General features: G+C 70.5%; 22 protein-coding genes. 13 read left to right on the plus strand and 9 right to left on the minus strand.

Annotation, left to right across the window (positions count from 1 at the left end):
• Nucleotides 1–103 precede the first annotated feature (103 nt).
• Nucleotides 104–1,333: a threonine ammonia-lyase gene (gene ilvA, locus ACZ4LX_RS12850; protein WP_467643207.1), complete on the minus strand. Its 1,230-nt coding sequence runs from the start codon at nucleotides 1,331–1,333 to the stop codon at nucleotides 104–106.
• A gap of 210 nt (nucleotides 1,334–1,543) precedes the next feature.
• Here ilvA and ACZ4LX_RS12855 point away from each other — a divergent pair, with 210 nt between their 5' ends.
• From ACZ4LX_RS12855 to ACZ4LX_RS12870, 4 genes are all read left to right on the plus strand, one after another.
• Nucleotides 1,544–2,068: a MarR family winged helix-turn-helix transcriptional regulator gene (locus ACZ4LX_RS12855; protein ID WP_467643204.1), complete on the plus strand. Its 525-nt coding sequence runs from the start codon at nucleotides 1,544–1,546 to the stop codon at nucleotides 2,066–2,068.
• A 73-nt stretch (nucleotides 2,069–2,141) separates the two neighbouring features.
• Nucleotides 2,142–2,636 (plus strand): sigma factor-like helix-turn-helix DNA-binding protein, encoded by a 495-nt coding sequence (locus tag ACZ4LX_RS12860; RefSeq protein WP_467643202.1) that lies wholly within the window; start codon nucleotides 2,142–2,144, stop codon nucleotides 2,634–2,636.
• Nucleotides 2,633–2,884 (plus strand): hypothetical protein, encoded by a 252-nt coding sequence (locus tag ACZ4LX_RS12865; RefSeq protein WP_467643200.1) that lies wholly within the window; start codon nucleotides 2,633–2,635, stop codon nucleotides 2,882–2,884. Before ACZ4LX_RS12860 ends, ACZ4LX_RS12865 begins: the two co-directional genes overlap by 4 nt.
• Nucleotides 2,885–3,082: 198 nt before the next feature.
• Nucleotides 3,083–3,274, plus strand: coding sequence for a DUF1059 domain-containing protein (locus tag ACZ4LX_RS12870; RefSeq protein WP_266782074.1), 192 nt, complete (start codon nucleotides 3,083–3,085; stop codon nucleotides 3,272–3,274).
• Nucleotides 3,275–3,482: 208 nt separating this feature from the next.
• On the opposite strand, the gene ACZ4LX_RS12875 is transcribed toward ACZ4LX_RS12870, so the two are convergent.
• Complete coding sequence (locus tag ACZ4LX_RS12875) at nucleotides 3,483–4,628, minus strand: cystathionine gamma-synthase (protein WP_467643196.1); 1,146 nt, start codon at nucleotides 4,626–4,628, stop codon at nucleotides 3,483–3,485.
• A gap of 67 nt (nucleotides 4,629–4,695) precedes the next feature.
• Here ACZ4LX_RS12875 and ACZ4LX_RS12880 point away from each other — a divergent pair, with 67 nt between their 5' ends.
• The 3 genes from ACZ4LX_RS12880 to msrA all read left to right on the plus strand — a co-directional run bounded on the left by ACZ4LX_RS12880 (nucleotide 4,696) and on the right by msrA (nucleotide 6,870).
• Nucleotides 4,696–5,799, plus strand: coding sequence for a hypothetical protein (locus ACZ4LX_RS12880; protein WP_467643193.1), 1,104 nt, complete (start codon nucleotides 4,696–4,698; stop codon nucleotides 5,797–5,799).
• 143 nt (nucleotides 5,800–5,942) lie between these two features.
• Entirely contained in the window at nucleotides 5,943–6,065 is a 123-nt protein-coding gene (locus tag ACZ4LX_RS12885; RefSeq protein ID WP_467643190.1) for a hypothetical protein, read from the plus strand.
• A gap of 139 nt (nucleotides 6,066–6,204) precedes the next feature.
• Complete coding sequence (gene msrA / locus ACZ4LX_RS12890) at nucleotides 6,205–6,870, plus strand: peptide-methionine (S)-S-oxide reductase MsrA (RefSeq protein ID WP_467643187.1); 666 nt, start codon at nucleotides 6,205–6,207, stop codon at nucleotides 6,868–6,870.
• Nucleotides 6,871–6,961: 91 nt separating this feature from the next.
• Here the strand turns inward: msrA and ACZ4LX_RS12895 are convergent, their stop codons facing one another.
• The gene (locus tag ACZ4LX_RS12895) at nucleotides 6,962–7,204 is read right to left on the minus strand and encodes a DUF397 domain-containing protein (protein WP_467721165.1); all 243 of its coding nucleotides are present in this window, start codon (nucleotides 7,202–7,204) and stop codon (nucleotides 6,962–6,964) included.
• Entirely contained in the window at nucleotides 7,185–8,051 is an 867-nt protein-coding gene (locus ACZ4LX_RS12900; protein ID WP_467643180.1) for a helix-turn-helix domain-containing protein, read from the minus strand. Before ACZ4LX_RS12900 ends, ACZ4LX_RS12895 begins: the two co-directional genes overlap by 20 nt.
• A gap of 1,399 nt (nucleotides 8,052–9,450) precedes the next feature.
• Here ACZ4LX_RS12900 and ACZ4LX_RS12905 point away from each other — a divergent pair.
• The 5 genes from ACZ4LX_RS12905 to ACZ4LX_RS12925 all read left to right on the plus strand — a co-directional run bounded on the left by ACZ4LX_RS12905 (nucleotide 9,451) and on the right by ACZ4LX_RS12925 (nucleotide 14,676).
• Nucleotides 9,451–10,611 carry a methyltransferase domain-containing protein gene (locus ACZ4LX_RS12905; protein ID WP_467643177.1) on the plus strand — a complete coding sequence of 387 codons (1,161 nt, stop codon included), beginning with the start codon at nucleotides 9,451–9,453 and terminating at the stop codon, nucleotides 10,609–10,611.
• A 340-nt stretch (nucleotides 10,612–10,951) separates the two neighbouring features.
• On the plus strand, nucleotides 10,952–11,368 hold the full coding sequence (locus tag ACZ4LX_RS12910) for a YrdB family protein (RefSeq protein ID WP_467643174.1): 417 nt from the start codon (nucleotides 10,952–10,954) through the stop codon (nucleotides 11,366–11,368).
• A 105-nt stretch (nucleotides 11,369–11,473) separates the two neighbouring features.
• Nucleotides 11,474–13,384, plus strand: a complete 1,911-nt coding sequence (locus ACZ4LX_RS12915) for an albusnodin/ikarugamycin family macrolactam cyclase (RefSeq protein ID WP_467643171.1) — start codon at nucleotides 11,474–11,476, stop codon at nucleotides 13,382–13,384.
• A complete protein-coding gene (locus ACZ4LX_RS12920; protein ID WP_467643168.1) occupies nucleotides 13,377–14,108 on the plus strand; it encodes a lasso peptide biosynthesis B2 protein in 732 nt (243 codons plus the stop codon). The genes ACZ4LX_RS12915 and ACZ4LX_RS12920 overlap by 8 nt, the downstream gene beginning before the upstream one ends.
• 7 nt (nucleotides 14,109–14,115) lie before the next feature.
• Complete coding sequence (locus ACZ4LX_RS12925; RefSeq protein WP_467643474.1) at nucleotides 14,116–14,676, plus strand: GNAT family N-acetyltransferase; 561 nt, start codon at nucleotides 14,116–14,118, stop codon at nucleotides 14,674–14,676.
• Nucleotides 14,677–14,691: 15 nt separating this feature from the next.
• On the opposite strand, the gene ACZ4LX_RS12930 is transcribed toward ACZ4LX_RS12925, so the two are convergent.
• From ACZ4LX_RS12930 to ACZ4LX_RS12945, 4 genes are all read right to left on the minus strand, one after another.
• Nucleotides 14,692–14,898: a hypothetical protein gene (locus ACZ4LX_RS12930; protein ID WP_467643165.1), complete on the minus strand. Its 207-nt coding sequence runs from the start codon at nucleotides 14,896–14,898 to the stop codon at nucleotides 14,692–14,694.
• Nucleotides 14,899–14,928: 30 nt separating this feature from the next.
• Nucleotides 14,929–15,153, minus strand: coding sequence for a hypothetical protein (locus ACZ4LX_RS12935; protein WP_467643162.1), 225 nt, complete (start codon nucleotides 15,151–15,153; stop codon nucleotides 14,929–14,931).
• A gap of 215 nt (nucleotides 15,154–15,368) precedes the next feature.
• Entirely contained in the window at nucleotides 15,369–16,745 is a 1,377-nt protein-coding gene (gdhA, locus tag ACZ4LX_RS12940) for an NADP-specific glutamate dehydrogenase (protein WP_467643159.1), read from the minus strand.
• 347 nt (nucleotides 16,746–17,092) lie between these two features.
• On the minus strand, nucleotides 17,093–17,263 hold the full coding sequence (locus ACZ4LX_RS12945) for a hypothetical protein (RefSeq protein ID WP_467643156.1): 171 nt from the start codon (nucleotides 17,261–17,263) through the stop codon (nucleotides 17,093–17,095).
• Between the two features lie 240 nt (nucleotides 17,264–17,503).
• Here ACZ4LX_RS12945 and ACZ4LX_RS12950 point away from each other — a divergent pair, with 240 nt between their 5' ends.
• Complete coding sequence (locus ACZ4LX_RS12950; protein WP_467643153.1) at nucleotides 17,504–18,148, plus strand: RDD family protein; 645 nt, start codon at nucleotides 17,504–17,506, stop codon at nucleotides 18,146–18,148.
• Between the two features lie 185 nt (nucleotides 18,149–18,333).
• Here ACZ4LX_RS12950 and ACZ4LX_RS12955 read toward each other — a convergent pair whose 3' ends face one another.
• Nucleotides 18,334–19,017, minus strand: coding sequence for an ABC transporter ATP-binding protein (locus tag ACZ4LX_RS12955; RefSeq protein ID WP_467643150.1), 684 nt, complete (start codon nucleotides 19,015–19,017; stop codon nucleotides 18,334–18,336).
• Nucleotides 19,018–19,031: the final 14 nt, after the last annotated feature.

The following is a 19,031-nucleotide window of genomic DNA, read 5'->3' on the forward strand; positions in this document are numbered from 1 at the left end:
TTGCCCCGGTTTGTGCGCCCGGTGGACACACAGTGTCCGTGTGTGTGCGCCACCGGGCCGGGCGCAGGGCACACTATCGCGATACATCGCGACCGCCAAGGGGTCAGACCATCACGCGATAGCCGGCCCCGCGCAGCGCCGCGGCGACCTCCTCGCAGTGCTCCGGCCCCTTGGTCTCCAGGTGGAGCTCCACCTCGGCCTCGGTGAGGCCGAGCCTCGGGTCGGTACGCACATGGCTGACGTCCAGCACGTTGGCGTCGGCCACCGAGAGCACGCCCAGCATGGTCGCCAGCGCGCCGGGGCGGTCCGTCAGGCGCAGCCGCAGGCTCAGATAGCGGCCGGCCGCCGCCATGCCGTGGGTCAGGATGCGCTGCATCAGCAGCGGGTCCACATTGCCGCCGGACAGCAGCGCCACCACCGGCCCCCGGAACGACTTCGGGTCGCCGAGCAGCGCCGCCACCGGGCTCGCCCCGGCCGGCTCCACCACCAGCTTCGCCCGCTCCAGGCAGAGCAGCAGGGCGCTGGACAGCTCGTCCTCGGAGACCGTACGGACTTCGTCGACCAGTTCCCGGACCAGGCCGAACGGCACATCACCGGGGCGTCCCACCTTGATGCCGTCCGCCATCGTCCGGAGCGAGCCGACCGACACGGGGTGGCCGGCGGCCAGCGACGGCGGGTAGCAGGCCGCACCGGCCGCCTGCACTCCGACGATCCGCACATCCGGCCGGATCGCCTTCACCGCCACGGCGATCCCGGCCGCGAGGCCACCGCCGCCCATACCGACGACGATCGTCCGCACCTCGGGGCACTGGTCCAGGATCTCCAGCCCCACCGTGCCCTGTCCGGCGATGACGTCGGGGTGGTCGAAGGGGTGGATGAAGACCGCGCCCGTCTCGTGCGCGTACTCCTGGGCCGCGGCCAGTGTCTCGTCGACGACATGACCGTGCAGCCGCACCCGCGCCCCGTACTCACGCGTCGCGGCGACCTTGGGCAGCGGCGCCCCGACCGGCATGAAGACCGTTGACCGTACGCCCAGCAGCGCAGACGCGAGCGCGACACCCTGCGCATGGTTTCCGGCACTCGCGGCGACAACGCCTGCGGCGCGTTCGACCGGAGTCAGGCCGGAGATACGTACGTACGCGCCCCGCAGTTTGAATGAGCCGGTCCGCTGAAGGTTCTCGCACTTGAACCGGACGGGCGCGCCCACCAGGGCGGACAGATGGCGGCTTCCCTCCAGCGGCGTGACCCTGGAGACGCCGGAGAGCATCTTCTGCGCCCCGAGGACGTCATCGAGGATCAGCGGGGGAAAACGGCCGGGCGGCGGGAAGTTCATACCGTAATTCTCGCAGCCGTGACCGGCCGGTGGACGGGTCGCACAAGCCCCCTCCCCCGCCCGCCGGCCGGTCCCGGGGGCCGTTGCCGCCTCGGCCGGTCCCGTCCTGCGGCGATGTCCGCAGGTTTGTGCAGCACTGGTACGCGTTGCCCCGGGGCCGCGTACTCTGTCCCCCACCCATCCGACACCGCACGAAGAGAGCTCCCGGCCATGCCCCCTCAGGACATGACGACTGCCGCGTCTCCTTCCGGGGGCGCCGCCCCGGAAGACCCGGGTCACGACCACCTTCTCGACACTCTGCAGCACCAGGTGGCGGTCTTCGCCCGGCGTGCCGAGCAGACCCGCCTCGGCGGTGTCGGGCAGGTGCGCAACTCCATGGACCGGGCCGCCTATCTGCTGCTCAACCGGCTGGACCGGGAAGGCCCCATGGGTGTCAAGGCGCTGGCCGCCGGGATGGGGATCGACTCCTCGACGGTGACCCGGCAGGTCGCGCCACTCGTGGACACCGGTCTCGTCAAGCGCACGTCGCACCCGGAGGACGGCCGCGCGGTCGTGCTCCAGCTGTCCCCGCGCGGCCAGGCACGGCTGGACGAGGTCCGGGTCTCGCGGCGCGAGCTGATGTCCCAGGTGACGGACGAGTGGTCGGAGGACGAACGGGACACGTTCTGCGCGCTGCTCACCCGCTTCAACGTGGCGCTGGCCGCCCGGCAGGCCGCGCACCAGGCGCAGTCCTAGGGCGTTTCGAAGGGAGCGCCCAGCGGGCCCCCGGGGGTTGACCCGGGGGCTGCGGAGCGCTCCGATTGACCTCGTGCGAGAGCGCCATGCGGGCCGACAGCGGCGCCGCGCCCAGGAGTTCGAGGCCTTCGTGGCGGGCGCGGCGGGCCGGCTGCTGCACACCGCGACCCTGCTCACGGCCGAACCGGCGGACCCGCCGGGCGGCAACGAACGCGCGCAGAGGCTCCTGACGGCCGCTCTGGCCCGGACGTACGCGGACTGGGAACGGCTGCACGGCGAGGATCCGTACAACCGCACCCGGCAGGATCTGGCCACCCGGTTCGCCCGGGAGGCATGGCGCCATCACCGCCCGCGCGGCGGGCTGCTGGACCGGCTGACCCCGCAGGAACGGCTCGTCCTGGTACTGCGCCTGTACGAGGGCGTCCCCGAGGAACAGACGGCGGCGCTGCTCGGGATGGCGGTGGACCGGGTCCGCGCGGTCTGCAACCGCTCGGTGGCCACGCTGCGCGGCACCAGGAGCCCGACCGCCCGGCGGGGCCGCGCCCGGGCCCTGGGGGCGGCGCCGTGAGCGGGACCGGCCGCAAGGAGGACGAGGTCCGGCGGATGCTGGAGGGCCCCCGTCCGCAGGTGCCCCCGGAACTGGCGGCACGGGCGGCGGAACGCGGCGTGCGGCTGCTGCGCCACCGGCGGGTGCTGCGCCGGCTGTGGCTGCTGATGGCGGCGGCGGCGGTCGTGGCGTTCACGGTGTGGGCGGTGACGGCCCAGCCCTGGCAGGTCCCGCCGGCCGGCACGACGCCGCCGCTGGACAGCTGGTAGAGCGGGCCTACGCGCGCGGACGGCCGCGTGCCCCGGCCCCTCCGGCCGGAACTCTCGACCCCGAGCCCGAGGACGAACGCACCCGAACCTCGCTGCCTCCTGTGGCGGGTGCGGCAGTGGCGGTATGGCCGGCTGAGTTCGCTGTCGGTTCACGCATGCCCGTTCTATCCTGGAATGGCATCGGCCGAGGAGGCTGTGATGACCAGGAAGATCGCCGACTGCCGCAAATATCCGAGCGTGTCGAACTGCTCGCTGACCATCTCCGGTGAGGAAGACGAAGTCGTGCGAGCCGCGACCGAACACGCGGTCTCCGTCCATGAGCACACCGACAGCCCCGAACTGCGGGAGCAGGTCAGGGCGTCGCTGGAGGACGAGAAGGTCTCGGTCTGAGAACGAGAAGAGCCGGGGCGGGACCGGTTGGCCCGGCCCCGCCCCTGACAGGTCGCCCACCGACGGCCGCACGTCATCACGTGCCGACGACCGCGCGCGATCGCGTACCGGCAGTTCCGCGCGGGAGACCCGCACGCACACCGGCACCGGGTGCGTGCACGTACGCGTACGGCGTCTACGCGAAGGCGGTCCACGCGAACTACGCGAACTAGCCGAGCGCCTGCGTCAGATCGGCCAGCAGGTCGTCGGCGTTCTCGATGCCGACGGAGAGACGGACCAGGTCGGCCGGGACCTCCAGCGGGGACCCGGCGGCCGAGGCGTGGGTCATCCGGCCGGGGTGCTCCAGCAGCGACTCGACGCCGCCGAGCGATTCACCGAGCGTGAAGAGCTTCGCGCGGTCGCAGACCTCGACAGCCGCCTCCTCGCCGCCCGTCACCCGGAAGGACACCATTCCGCCGAAGGCCTTCATCTGCTTGGCCGCGATCTCGTGCCCCTGGTGCTCGGGCAGGCCGGGGTAGAGGACCTGGGTGACCTTGGGGTGGCGGGTCAGCAGGTCGGCGACCTTGGTGGCGTTCTCGCTGTGCCGGTCCATCCGGACGGCCAGCGTCTTGATGCCGCGCAGCACCAGCCAGGCGTCGAACGGCCCGGCGACCGCACCCATCGCGTTCTGGTGGAACGCCAACTCATCCGAAAGATCGGGGTCGTTGACGATCAGCGCACCGCCGACGACGTCCGAGTGGCCGCCCATGTACTTGGTCGTGGAGTGGACCACGACATCGGCGCCCAGGGCGAGGGGCTGCTGGAGGTAGGGGCTGGCGAAGGTGTTGTCGACGACCAGCCGCGCGCCCGCGGCGCGGGCGACCCCGGCGACGGCCGCGATGTCGGTGATGCCGAGCAGCGGGTTGGAGGGGGTCTCCACCCAGATCGCCTTGGTGCGCGGGGTGATCGCCGCTCGTACCGCCGCCACGTCCGAGGTGTCGGCGACCGAGAACTCCACGCCCCAGCGCGAGGCGACCTTCGCGAACAGCCGGAACGTGCCGCCGTAGGCGTCGTTCGGGATGACCACATGGTCGCCGGGGGTCAGCAGCGTACGGAGCAGGCAGTCCTCGGCGGCGAGCCCGGACGCGAAGGCGAGCCCCCGGCGGCCGCCCTCCAGGGCCGCGAGGTTCTCCTCCAGCGCGGTACGCGTGGGGTTGGCGCTGCGGCTGTACTCGTAGCCGCCGCGCAGACCGCCCACGCCGTCCTGCTTGTACGTGGACACCTGGTAAATGGGCGGAACAACGGCGCCGGTAAGGGGATCGGCGGTGTTTCCCGCATGGATCGCGAGAGTCTCGAAGCTGTGCTGGTCGCTCATGGGCCCCGAGCGTAGTTCGTTCCGAGGGCGCTTACGGAGCACCTTGCCGTCCGGTGACAATGGGGGCATGGAGATTCTGTGGTTCCTGCTCGCGCTGTGCATGCTCGCCGCGGTCGTCGGCCCCTTCGTGCTGCGCCGTCGTGGTGGTATCCGTCAGGTGGCGCCCGGTTCCCCGGACGCCGCCGACCCGGACAGCTACGGCTTCGTGCGTCAGGAGGAGCTGGACATCCGGATGCCGGGCCCCGACCAGGATCTTCTCGACGTGCTCGACGTGGTCCAGCACACCCAGGAGTGGCGGGCCGCGTCCCAGCTGCTGTCCGGGACACCGAAGGACGGCGAGGTGCGGTGGCAGCGGGTGCAGGCGTTCGCCGGGGCCGCCTCGCTGGAGCTGATGCGGCAGCCGGGCGTGGGCGGGGCGTGGCTGCGCAAGTGGCGTGCCGAGGCGCCGAAGGACGCGGGCGCCGCGGCCGTGCACGCGGAGTTCCTGGTCCAGCAGGCGTGGCGTTCGTCGACGGCCGGCACGGACGACTTCCGGATCATTCTGGAGGAGGCCCGCTCGGTGTCCGCCGAGGCGGCCCTGCTGGCGCCCGGAGACCCCGTCCCGTACCTCGTGGAACTGGCCGTCGCCCGTGGACTGGGCTACTCCCACGAGGAGTTCGACCAGCTCTGGGCGAAGATCATCGACCGGGCCCCGGCCCACATGGGCGCCCACATCGCGGCGCTGCACTTCTGGTGCGAGAAGTGGCACGGATCGCGCGAGGAGGCCGACCGCTTCGCGACCTCGGCCGCGTCCCGCGCCCCGCAGGGTTCCCTGCTGGCCGCGCTGCCGCTGTTCGCGGTGTACGAGCACCTGCCCGAGGTCAATCTGGTGCAGGGGTTCTACCGGAGCCAGGTGGTGACCCGGGCGGTCGAGGGCGCGATGTTCGCGGTCCACGCGGCCCGCGCCGACGACCCGATGCTCGCGCATGTCCGCCACCTCCTGGTGCTGTTCCTGGTCCGGATGGAGCGCTGGTCCGAGGCGATGAACCAGCTGATCCACATCGACGGGCACGTGGGCGCCCTGCCGTGGACGCAGAACTCGGACCCGGCCGCCGAGTACACGGTGTACCGGGCCCTGGCGGTGGCCGGCTACGAGGCGAACGGCGGCAGCCCTGCGACGCTGCCTCGCTGAGGGCCCTGTCCCGCCCCGGCCGGGGACTCCCCCGCGACCGCCGTGCGACCGCGGGGGCGTATCCCCGCCCTCCACGACTGATTCCGACGTTTCCGACGCTTCCGACGCTTCCGACGCTTCCGACGACAAGGACCGGTGTTCCCGTGGCACGACTGATACCCCTGATCCTGATCGGCCTCGGCCTCTGCTTCTGGTTCAAGGCCCGCAAGCGCGCCGCCGCCTACGTCGAGGACGTGGAGTCACGGGACGGCACGCCCCGTGACTGAGCGCACGAGCGGGAAACACGGCCGGCGCGCCTGAGCGCGGGGCCGGAACCATGGCCGGAATCGCCTCCATCGGTGCCGGAATCCACAGCGGTCCCGGTGCGTTGTACGGACAGCACCCCGACCCCAGGAGGAGCCCCGCATGTTCCTGAACCGCCGTACCCCGCAGCTCCCCACCCCGGAGGAAGCCCTGCGCGGCCGCGCCATCCCGGAATTCACCGTCCCGTCCCACCACACGGTCCTGGGCAACGCCCTGCTGGGCCCGTACCCGGGGGGTCTGGAGGTCGCGGACTTCGCCATGGGGTGTTTCTGGGGCGCCGAGCGCAAGTTCTGGGAGACGGACGGCGTCTGGACGACGCTCGTCGGCTACCAGGGCGGCTATACGGAGAACCCCACGTACGAGGAGGTCTGCTCGGGCCTGACCGGCCACTCGGAGGCCGTTCGCGTGGTGTACGACCCGAAGGTGGTCACGTACACGCAGCTCCTGAAGGTCTTCTGGGAGTCCCACGACCCGACCCAGGGCTTCCGCCAGGGCAATGATGTGGGCACGCAGTACCGCTCCGCGGTCTACACCCACTCCCCCGAGCAGGCGGCGGCCGTGGCCGCGTCCCGTGAGGCGTACCAGAAGGTCCTGACGGGCTCCGGCCACGGTGAGATCACCACGGAGATCCTGCCGGCGGAGGGCCGCACCTTCTGGCCCGCGGAGCCCGCGCACCAGCAGTACCTGGACAAGAACCCGGCGGGTTACTGCGGGCTGGGTGGGACCGGCGTCGCGTGCCCCGTGGGTGTCGCTCCCGCTGCGGGGTGACAAGCTGCCCGAGGCCAGCTGAGTACCCGCCTGCCTGCTTTTGGCCGGCGGGTACTCAGCTGCGCGGGTTGTGGCGGGAGCCCGTCAAGAGTCAGACGGCAGTCCCGATGCCACCGTCACACACTCCAGTCACAAAGGCGTCCCACGTGGCGACGCCGAAAACCAGGACAGGGCCGTTTGCGGATTTGCTGTCCCGCACGGGAACAGTGCCCTGTGCGTCCGCGACCTCGACGCACTGACCGTTGCCGCTGCTGTAGCTGCTCGCGCGCCATGTCAACTCGGGGGCTTCGTCATGCACTTCCAAACACCTTCTCTCAATCACTCCGACCAGCACACACAGTACCGAGCAGCTTGATGCTCTCGCTTGGGTCCAACGCCACAGCTTGTAGGTGCTCAAACATCGACTTGTACCTTCGGATCTCCGTCTCGGACTCCAGGAACAAGTCACCCGCAGGCGTGTCTACATAGACCAACTCCGGATTCTGCGGGTCCGGGAAGTCCATGTGCACAAAGCTCCCGGTCATGCCAGGGTGCGCGCCTTTCGCCAAGGGGATCAACTGCAATGTCACGTGGGGTTCCTCCGCGAGCTGGCAGAGGTGTCGTGTTTGCTCAGCCATCACCCCGCGCCCTCCGACCATCCGGCGTACGGCGGCTTCATCAATGATCGCCCAGAGCTGTAGAGGGTCGGGCTTGGTGAGCACTGCCTGCCGCTCGATCCGTGCTTGTACGCGCCGTTCTACGTCCTCTTGGCTAGCCGTGGGCAACACGCCCTTGATCACAGCTCGTGCGTACCGCTCTGTCTGCGCCAGTCCTGGAACGAACAGCGATTCATAGTTCCGCACGGTGCGAGCCTCGGCCTCGAACCCGATGTATGCAGTGTATTCCTCCGGCAACTCCGAGTGATACGGCCGTAGCCACCCCTGGTCCTGGGAGCGGCTCTGGAGGGCGAGCAAGTCAATTCTCTGAGCCTCGCTCGCTTCGTACAGATCCAGGAGCGCTTGCAATGTCCGCTTCTGAGGGCGAGAGATCGCCTTCTCGATCCGGTACAGGGTCACGCCGTTGACACCTGTCTGCGCGGTGACGTCCTCGCGTGTCAGGTCTGCTTCAGCGCGGAGGAGTCGAAGTTCGGTGGCGAGTCGACGCAGTCTGACGGTGGGTGGATTCTGTCGCTTGCCTGGCACGGTGCGTGCCTCCCTGCCTCGGTGGTACCCGTGAGTCTCACGTCTGACCGCCGCCCCTCTCAAGTCAACGTGAACGCCAGCACATATTTCGCAACCCTTGCATTCTTTAGCTATGCGGATGCATGCTTAGCATAGCTACTCACGGTTGCGGAGCCGTCACGGTGAATAGCTGCGGGCCGACATGCCCACACAGAAATCCCCGGCGACGGTGGTAGCCGTCCCGGGGCATGGCCAACGCTTTGAAGGAGCGTCGACACGCATCATCTTATCGCCCGGTTCATCGAACCGGTGTGCCTACTCCTCGGCTTACGTCGCCGGGAGTTGCCGGCCGAGAGGCTGGCCGGTCGGGCGAACCGCCCGCCCGCGAGGATCGGCCCCCGCCGCCTCCTGGTGTGCCCCTCCGCGATGCCGAAAAGCCTGGTCCCTCGTCCGCCCAGCGGCCCGTACTCGCAGGCTGCGTACGACCGCTGGGAGCGTGCGGAGATTTGGATGCGCCGAGAGGAAGCCGCGCTCCGGCTGGTGCTCCACGGGATCGATCCCGGGCCCTGTGTCACCCACGGGGTGGTGGTGCGGTGATGGACTCCGCACTGTTCCACGGGGCGGACTACCCGTTGGAGAGGTCGCCACTGGCCTTTCCTCCCTGCGAATGCGGCGCACCGATCTGCCCGGATCGCCGCACTCCGCCCGACCTCGACGAAGCGTGTCCCGCTCCTCCTTCTCTCGGGCCTGACAGCCCCCTCCTGGCGGATCTCCGTTCACGAGTCCGGGAGTCGAACCAGTTCCGTTCCTCGTTCCGGGGGTTGCGATGAACACCCCAAAACCAAGAGTTCCGCTCGCGGGTACCAGCCGGCACACCTCACGGCCGCTCCCCACTCCGCCCACCTCCGCCGAGGCCCCCCGCCGGATGCTGCCCTTCGGACCGCTTGGCCTGAGGCCTGGGCAGGTTGTGTTCGAGCGAGTCAAGGGGGTGCCCTGCATGGTGATCAGCGCGACCGGTACCCGGGTGCGCGTTGTGCGGCCTGGCGGCCGACCGTGGGAAACAGAGTTGAGCCGCCTCCTGCCGGGCACCGACTACCACTGTCGACAGCTCGATGCACTGGCGCAGCACATCGCCTACCAGCGGCGCGGCTAGCAGAACGGCTTGCTGGCCTACGAGTTCAGGCCGTGGCCCCGTCCGTCGTGCCATGCGACATGGCGGGCGGGGCCACCTCTCCAGCTCCCGTTGGGCTTCGTCGCCTGACGGGTCAGTGAATGCGGTGCCCCACTCCACAGAGAGGGACGCGGCATGACCACGTTCATCGAACGACCTGCCCGGAACGCCTGCCCGCCGGATGACAGCGGCGATTTCAGCCCGGCGACTACGACCGCCGCGGACCCACGTACTGAGAGGCTGGGCATCATGGATTGGCGTGGACCTGCGGCGAGGCTCGCGGACCTGGTGACGGACCCCGATTCGCGGTGGCTGGCGATGGTGGCAGGCGTGCCCCGTCATCAACTGGTCCCACGATGGTGGGAGAGGGACAGCGAGGGGGACGGATCGGACTGGGTGCTGCGCGACGGTTCCAGTGATCCTGAGGGATGGATGCGGGCGGCCTACTCGGACCGGTCGTTGGTCACCAAGGTCGGCGCCCTGCACGCCGACCACGCACAGAGCGGGAAGCGGGCGCACGGCCGCCCCACGTCGTCGGCCACGATGCCGAGCCTCGTTGTGCGCATGCTCCGACACGGGCGACTGGGAGACGGGCTCCCGGTCCTGGACCTGGGGACCGGAAGCGGCGGGCTCACCGCCTATGCGGCCCGGCGCATCGGGGACCAGCATGTGACCAGCCTGGATGTGGACCCCCACCTGACCTGTGCAGCCCGTGAGCGGCTGGCCGGGCTCGGCATTCACCCCCACTTCGTCACAGCCGACGCGACGGAGCACGTACCTGGTACGTACGACCGCATCGTGTCAACGGTCGGCCTGCCCGCCGGTCGGGGGCTGCGGCCGGTGTTGGCTGCGCTGGCACCTGGTGGACGCATCGCCACGACACTCGGGGGCACATGCCTGATCGTCACCGGGTGGAAGCATGCCAACGGTGAGGTGGTAGGGCGAGTGGAGAGTGACATGGCGGGGTTCATGGTCACTCGCTCCGGGGACGACTACCCGCCCGAGCACATCGAACTCTTCGCGGACGCGTGGAGCACGGAGGGGGAACAAGTCAGTACGGGCCGCTGTCCGGTGGTGGACGTGGCGAACGCGTGGGAGCTGCGGTCCATGCTGGAACTCGCCGTGCCCGGTGTGGAAGTCGCCTACGAGGAGTTCGACGACCAGACCCGGGTTGCCCGCCTCGCTCATCCTGACGGGTCGTGGGCGCGGGCATCCGCGGAGTGGACCGATCCGCCAGAGGTGCACCAGAGCGGGCCGCAGAAGCTGTGGACCGTCTTGGAACGCATCCGCGACCGCCTCAACGTCGAAGGCTCGTTGCCTCTGCTCGGCGCGCGCGTCCGTATCACGAAGGACGGGGTGTGCCACTTCTCCCGTGGCGGATGGAACGCGTCCCTCGGGCATGCCGGGTAGCTCCTGGGTTCTCGCGCGGAGCTGATCAGGCATCGGGTGCCGGCCTGCCTGTCTCTGACCAGCGGGCACCTTCCTGCTGATCAGGAACTCAGCGGGGTGCGAGTGGAGCGGCCTCGACGGACGAGTCCGGTCATCAGCGACAACGATCACGCCACCCACTACCTGGCCGTCAGCCGGCCGACCGGCCCCAAGGACCGTCAACATGTCCTCGAACTCCGGTCGCACCACACCGGCTTCGGCCGCGGACAGGGGCTGAAGCCGTTACCCTCGCTCCGATACGAGCGTCGAGGGCGGGGGAGCCATGCGCGGGAACGGTACGGCCGGACCGGGAGTCCCGTCCTTGGACGGACGCCCCTGGTGGGTGGCGAACGAAGTCCTGGCGTTCGTCCTGGAGCTGGCGGCTCTGGGGTGTCTGTGCTGGTGGGGCTTCACCGAGGGCGACGGCCCGGCCGTGCGTCTGCTGCTCGGCATCGGACTGCCCTCGGTCGCCGTCGTCCTGTGGGGGACGTTCGCCGCGCCCCGCGCCAGGATCCGGCTGCCGCTCGCCGGTGTGCTCGTGGTGAAGGCCGTGGTGCTCGGTGGCGGCGCCTTCGGGCTGTACCGGGTGGGCCACCCGGTGGCGGCGGTGGTGCTGGCCGTGGTGATGGTGGTGAACACGGCTCTGGCGGAGACGTTCCGGCGCGGACCGGACCGGGGTCAGAGCAGGAACACCGACCAGGAAACCGCTTTCGCTGTCAGAAGTTTTGACGAACGGTGATCCAACTGCGTCACCAGGGCGGATGTCATTCCGGTCGTGGGTTTGGACGCGGAATACGTTCTCGACTGGAGCAGGGTGACGGCCCGTTACTCAGGCGCTCCGCGCATGCACCGCAGCAGTCAGTTGTCGAACGCCGGCGGTGCGGGGATGGCGTTCGGCGAGCTCGGTGACGATGGCGCGCATGCTGGGGCGGTCGCGGACCTCAGCCGGTGCCTCCCGGTGAGCGGCGAGCAGGGCGACTGCGGTCTCGTCCGCTACATCAGCACCGCTTCGTCGTCCTGGCAGATCGGAGACTCCTCGGCACGCTGTCCGGTGTCGGGCGGGCAACGGCGCGTCCTGGTCTTGGGCGCGTGCGGGGCCACCGACCTCGAGCTGGGCCGGCTGTCAGACGCCGAACTGCCGGCCGATGCCGCCTGGCGCTGGCCCGGCGTCTACGCGGTCGTCGAAGAACACCCGGACCGCACGGTGCTGCACACCGACCCCGCCGCCGCGCTTCCTGTCTATGTGACGCCCTGGCAGGGCGGTTGGGCCTGGGCCACCTCCGCGCGGCTGCTCGCCCGGCTCACCAAGGCGCCCATCGATGTCCAGAGGCTCGCCTGCTCCGTCCTTGCTCCGTCGGCACCGGCCCTGGCCGGTGCGAGGACCTTCTTCACCGGCATCGAGCAACTGGCTCCAGGGAGCCGGATCGAACTCCCAGCTGACGGCAGCCGCCTCAAGATCACCGTGCAGTGGCGGCCCGATCCGGTCCCGGGCGAGCCGGACCACCAGCTGCGGACCGCGTTGACGGAGGCGGTCGCCCTGCGGGTGAACCGGGCTCCGGGCCTGTCGTGCGACCTGTCGGGAGGACTCGACTCCACCACCATCGCCGTCCTGGCCGCGGCAGCACTGCCAGGTTCCCGCCGCCTGGACGCGATCACGATCCACCCGAAGGGCGATGAGAGCGGGGCGGACCTGCGCTACGCGCGCCTGGCCGCCGACGCGCATCGCGGCAGGATTCGCCACTATCTCCTGCCGCTGGCCGCCGAGCACCTGCCGTACACCGAGATCACCGCGGTCCCTGCGACCGGAGAACCCGCACCCTCGACCCTCACCCGTGCCCGCCTGGTCGGACAGTTCGACTGGATGCGCCAACGTCTGGGCAGCCGGACTCATTTGACCGGCGACGGCGGCGACAGCGTCCTGTTCCAGCCGCCCGCGCACCTCGCCGACCTCGTACGTCACCGGCAATGGCGGCGCACGGTGGGTGAGAGCCTGGGCTGGGCACGACTTCGGCACACCTCCGTCGCCCCGCTCCTGCGCGACGCAGCGACGCTGGCCCGGAGCAGCCGGCGCGACGGACTCGAGGACCTGTGCCGTCGCCTCGCCGGGGCGGCGCGCCGGGATGACGGGCGGGGCAACGTCTGCTGGTTCACGATCCCGCCCCGGCCTTCCTGGGCCACGGCCGCCGCCCGCCGGCTCCTGCTCGACGCGGCGGCCGAGGCGATCGACACCGCAGACCCGCTGCGGGGCCTGGACATCTCGGTGCGGGTCCTCATCGACGAGATCCGCGAGGTCGCCCGTACCGCTGCCGCCGACGCCGAACTCGCCGCCGCATGCGGCATCACCCTGCACAACCCCTTCCTCGACCCGCGCGTCATGGACGCCGTCCTGCGCACCCCGATCGAGCACCGCCCGGCGGCCCACGCCTACAAGCCCGTCCTCGGCCGCGCGATGCAGGACCTTCTCCCCAAGACCGTCGCCCGCCGCAGCACCAAGGGCAGCTTCAACAGCGACCACTACTCCGGCATGCGCGCAAACCTGCCCGCGCTCCTGGCCCTGACCGACGGCCACCTCGCCGCCCTCGGACTCCTCGAACCAGCCGACTTCCGTCGCCATTTGGGCCAGGCCGCCATCGGTATCCCGATGCCGCTGGCCACGATCGAGCAAGCCCTGAGCGCCGAGGCGTGGCTCCACGCCCACTACACCGCCCAGGATCCGCAGTGGACGACACAAGCACCGGAGCGTCCCCGTGCATGACCTGCCTCGCTTCGTCACCGCTCCGCGCCATGTCCGGGCCCTGGACTTCGGCCACGTCATGGTCCTGGTCGACTACCGCTCCAACCGTGTCCAGTGCCTCTTCCCCGCCGCGGCGGCCCACTGGACGGCAGCCGCCCGCACCGGCCGTCCGGACACCGTGCCCGGCGGCCTCGCGGCACAGCTCCTGGCCTCCGGATTCCTCATCCCGAAGCCCGCCGCGACACCCTGGCCCGTCCCCGTCATTGCCCCGCCGTCGCCGCCGAGCTGGGGAGGAGCCGAGCACCCCGCCGGGACCAGCCGCCCCCAGGCGCCACGCGGCCACGGCACCGCCGCAGCCGCAGCTCTGGCGTCCGTCCTGGCGATCAAGACCGTGGGACCCGCCAGGCACGCGATGCAGCGCATCACCACCGCGCTGAACACCACCGCGTCAAGGTGCCGCCGCCCAGCCACCCCAGCTCAGGCGACGGCCGCAGTCCTCGCCGTGCGCCACGCCTGCTGGTACTCCCCGGCCCGAACGGCCTGTCTGGAGGAGTCCGCCGCCACTGTGGTCCTCCTGGCGGCGCGGCGGCTGTCCGTCACCTGGTGCCACGGCGTCGCGCCGGATCCCGTGCGGCTGCACGCCTGGGTGGAAACTGAGGACGGCACCCCCGTCGCCGAACCGCCCTCGACGCTTGCCTACACGCCCGCCCTCACCATCGGAGGCCATCATCAGCACCAGCCCTGAGCCGCCCCTGTGGCTCAGCACCGACACCTGCGCTCTCGGCCCCTACCACTCCGACCTGGTCGAAACGTACTGGCGCTGGGAGCAGGACCCCGCCCTCCTCGTCGGCTACGGCCGCCAGAGCCCCGAGTCCCTCGAAGCCCGCACCGAGGGCATGACCCACCAGCTCCGCGGCGAGAACATCCGCTTCACCATCTACGACCTGAGTACCGGGATCCCCACGCCCGCCGGCGTCGCCACGCTCCTGCCGGACCACTCCGTACGGACCGCCGAGTACGTGATCATGCTCGCCGCTGAAGTCCGCGGCCACGGCCTCGGCACCGCGGCGACCCAGCTCGCCCTCGACTACGCTTTCCACATCACCAACCTGCGGATGGTCTGGCTCAAGGTCCTCGCCCCGAACACCGCCGGCATCCGCGCCTACGAGAAGGCCGGATTCCGCACAGTCGGGGTGATGCGCGAGGCCGGATACTGGCTCGGCCAGGTCTGCGACGAGGTCATCATGGACGCCCTCGCCAAGGACTTCACCGGCCTGTCCACCGTCCGGGCGGCACTGGGCGATAGCCACTGACCGGCAGGCCAGACTTCAGACCACGACGGCCAGGATGCCCGTGAACGTGTCGTCGCTGTCACGGACGCCGTCCGGATTGCCGAATCGGTGACGCTTGAGGCGGATGGCGCCGAGGTGCCGGGCTTCGTAGATCTTCGAGCGCCGGACTGCGGCTTCGGACTGGTCCAAGGAGCAGTAAGTCTCCCAGAACGCCGTGCGTTCGTCAGGCTTGGCCGTGACCATACGGATGGTCCAATCGGCTGCCGGATCGCCCTACAAGGTCCGGTCGAAGTCGTACGCGCCGGTGATCACGGGCTCCGGGGCCTGATGATCAAGCTGTGTGTTGGGGAGCCACAGATCCCCAGCCAGCATCCGGTGCTCGGTGATCTCGTCGAGGACGGCGTGGTGGCGGCGTGCCGCCGTGATGACCTTGCGTACATCGGATGTGTCGAGGCCGAGGCCCTCCAGGTCCGTGGCGATGGTCTCCAAGGAAGCCATGACCGCCTCGCTCCAACTGTCGTACGCGGGCCCGGTGATGGGGCCGAAGGCAGGACCGCGGACGTCGTGGATGCGCCGTGCGATATCGCCGAGCTGCCGGCAGTACACAGCGACCGCGATCAGGCTGCGCAGCCCCGGACCCCGAGGAGTAGCACGGACACGGGCCCGGGACGCTTTGCGCGTCCCGGGCCCGTGTCAGCACACCGGGGACCCGGTCAGATCAGCCCCTGGGCCAGCATCGCGTCCGCGACCAGCTCGAAGCCGGCGATGTTCGCGCCGACCACGTAGTTGCCGGGGCTGCCGTAGCGCTCCGCCGTCGTGTAGCAGGAGTCGTGGATGTGGCGCATGATCTCCGCGAGCCGCTCCTCCGTGTGAGCGAAGGTCCAGGAGTCGCGCGAGGCGTTCTGCTGCATCTCCAGGGCGCTGGTGGCCACACCGCCCGCGTTGGCCGCCTTGCCGGGAGCGAAGGCCACACCGGCCTCCTGGAACACCCGGACGGCCTCGGGGGTGGTGGGCATGTTGGCGCCCTCGGCGACGGCCTTGACGCCGTTGCGTACGAGCGTCAGCGCGTCGGCCTCGTGGAGTTCGTTCTGCGTGGCGCAGGGCAGGGCCACGTCCACGGGGACGTTCCACACGCCCGGGCCCTCGACGTACTTCACGTGCGTGCCGCGCCGCTCGGCGTACTCGGAGATACGGCCGCGGCCCTGCTCCTTGATCTCCTTGAGCAGGTCGAGGTCGATGCCCTTGTCGTCCACGACATAGCCGCCGGAGTCCGAGCAGGTCACGACGGTCGCCCCGAGCTGCTGCGCCTTCTCGATCGCGTAGATCGCGACGTTGCCCGAGCCCGAGACCGCGATGCGCCGGCCGTCGAGGCTGTCGCCCTGGCTGCGCAGCATCTCGGCGGTGAACATGACGCAGCCGTAGCCGGTCGCCTCCGTACGCACCAGGGCACCGCCCCAGCCGAGGCCCTTGCCGGTGAGGACTCCGGACTCGTAGCGGTTGGTGATCCGCTTGTACTGGCCGAAGAGGTAGCCGATCTCGCGGCCGCCCACGCCGATGTCACCGGCGGGCACGTCGGTGTACTCGCCGAGATGGCGGTGGAGCTCGGTCATGAAGGACTGACAGAACCGCATGATCTCGGCGTCCGAGCGGCCCTTCGGGTCGAAGTCGGAGCCGCCCTTGCCGCCGCCGATGGGCATGCCGGTGAGGGCGTTCTTGAAGATCTGCTCGAAGCCGAGGAACTTCACGATGCCGAGGTTGACCGAGGGGTGGAAGCGCAGCCCGCCCTTGTACGGGCCCAGCGAGCTGGAGAACTCGACCCGGAAGCCGCGGTTGACGTGGATGTCGCCGGAGTCGTCCGACCACGGCACCCGGAAGATCAGCTGGCGCTCCGGCTCGCATATGCGCTCGATGACCCGGGCGTCCACGAACTCCGGCCGCTGGGCCAGCACCGGGCCGAGCGTCTCCAGGACTTCCCGTACGGCTTGGTGGAACTCCTTCTCGCCCTGGTTGCGGCGGAGGATCTCCGCGTACAGCGGCTCGATGACGCGGTCGGCGGCGTGCGGAGTTGCGGAGTCAGGGGTGGCCGTCATCTGATCAAGACCTTCCATGGTTCGGCTCATGCGCGAAGGCGCCCCCGTCCCGAGGGGCACCAGGTCCCCCCTCGCCGTTGAGGGCGTCGCCCGACATCACGCATACCGTGCTCACGAAAGCGACGTACAGGACCGTTGTGGCGTATCGAGTGTCCCAGCGGGACGGCTCGATGCTCCACGGGCATCCACATGGTGATCCCTCCTCGCCCCGCACGGGAAGGGCACAACCGCCCGGCCCCTGGCGGGTTCCGGGGAGGATTGGGCCGGTTGCGGACAGGTCGCACATCATTCGAAGTGGTGAACCTCACAAGGGCATACGGGTGGGTGTGAGGTCCGTCCGGCCGCTCTCAGTCCTCGCGCGGGCTTCTGCGCATCCACAGACCCGCCGCCGACCCGAGCAGGACCACGCCCGACACGACGCTGAGGGCGATGTGCAGCCCTTCCTGCCCCACCATGAAGTTGAGCGAGAGGTTCGCGACGAGGGCGACGAGTGCGACGGTCCACAGCAGCGGCTTCACGGGTTCCTCCAGGGTGCGGGGCGGCGCCGGGCCCTTGCCCGGCCGCGTCCCCCATGCTTCCCGCCGCCGGACCCCGGCACGAGGGACCGGCCTCCCGGACCGATGGTGGAGCGGGCTGCACCATGGCGCGCGAACGGACGGGCGCGCGAACGGACGGGCCCACGGCCGGCCGGAAGAGTGCGCGGCGGGGAGGCGCGTCGGAAGGGGCTCCGTCGACAGGCGATCAGACATGATTCAGTCATGACAACTTCACAGGGCAACCGCAGGGTCCGTGCTCCTCGAACTCCTGACGCGTCGAGGCCGTTGACCCCGGGCCCCCAGTACGGCCACCGGCGGCCGGGACCCTCGTGCGTCCCCGGCCGCACCGAGCGGCCCGCACCGCGCACACCGCCCCGGGCAGGCGAGACCCGCTGCTACCTCGCCGTGGGGCTCGACTGCTATCTCTGTCTGGTCACCGGCGGCTTACTCGTCCGGCCCTACACCGATTCGGCGACCGCTCCCCAGGTCGTCGGGCTGCTGATGGGGCCGGTGATCGTCTTGTCGTTCCTCAATCAGGTGGTGCTCACCGCGGTCGTCGGCGCGGGCGTGGGGAAGCTGATCATGGGGATACGGGTGGTGAGCCTGCCGGACGCGGGGCGCCCCGGCCCCGGGCGGCTGGCGCGGCGCTGGCTGTACGGGCTGGGCCGGCTGCCGCTCGGGCCCTGGCACGGGCTCCGCGCCCGCCCGTCGGGGCCCGGCGGCCCGGCGGGCGCTCCCGGCCCCCGGAGGGGCTGCGAGGAGGGCATCGCGCACACGGACCCGCTCGGCCTGCGCCAGGTCCGCCGCACCGACCTCACGGCACACCGCAGGGCGATGGCCGGGCAGGCGGGCGGGCGTGGGTGGTGAGTGCCTGAGTGCGTGAGTCCGTGAGCCCGGACGGGTACGTACACCCATGGGCGTGCGTACCCGTCCGGAAGCCCCGGCCCGGTCGTCGGCGGCCCCGGCCCGGAAGCCCCGGCGGCCCCGGTCCGAGAGCCGGCGGGTCCGTCGGCGCGGGCCCGCCGGCTCTCGGCGGCGAGGTGCTTGCCGGGTCAGGCCGCGGCGTTCTCCGTGATGGTGACCTTGCCCTTGCGGATGGTGGCCAGCCGGGGCGCCCGGCGGGCGATCGCGCTGTCGTGGGTGACCATGATGAAGGTGAGCCCGTGCTCCTTCCACATGGTCTCCAGCACCTCCATGATCTCGTCGCGCATGGACTCGTCGAGGTTGCCGGTGGGCTCGTCGGCGAGCAGCACCTTGGGCTGCTTGACCAGGGCCCTGGCGATCGCCACCCGCTGCTGCTGGCCGCCGGACATCTCGCTGGGGAGGTGGCCGAGCCGTTCGCCGAGGCCGACCGAGTCGAGCGCCTCGGCGGCTCTTCTGCGCCGTTCGGACGCCTTGACGCCGAGCGGGACCAGGGCGGTCTCGACGTTCTCCTGGGCGGTGAGCGTGGGGATGAGGTTGAAGCTCTGGAAGACGAAGCCGATGTTCTCGGCACGCACCTTGGTGAGCTTGGCCTCGCCGAGCTTCGCGAGGTCCACGCCGTCGAGTTCGACGCTGCCGGCCGTGGGGCGGTCCAGGCCGCCGAGCATCTGGAGCAGCGTGGACTTGCCTCCGCCGGTGGGGCCCTGGATGACCAGGCGGCCGCCGTCCTCGATGGTCAGGTCGACGCCGGCGAGCGCGTGGACGGTGGACTTGCCGCGCGTGTACTGCTTGGTGACGCCTTGAAGGGTGTACATGGGTCAGCTCCTGC

Source organism: Streptomyces sp. NPDC026062 (assembly GCF_055568375.1).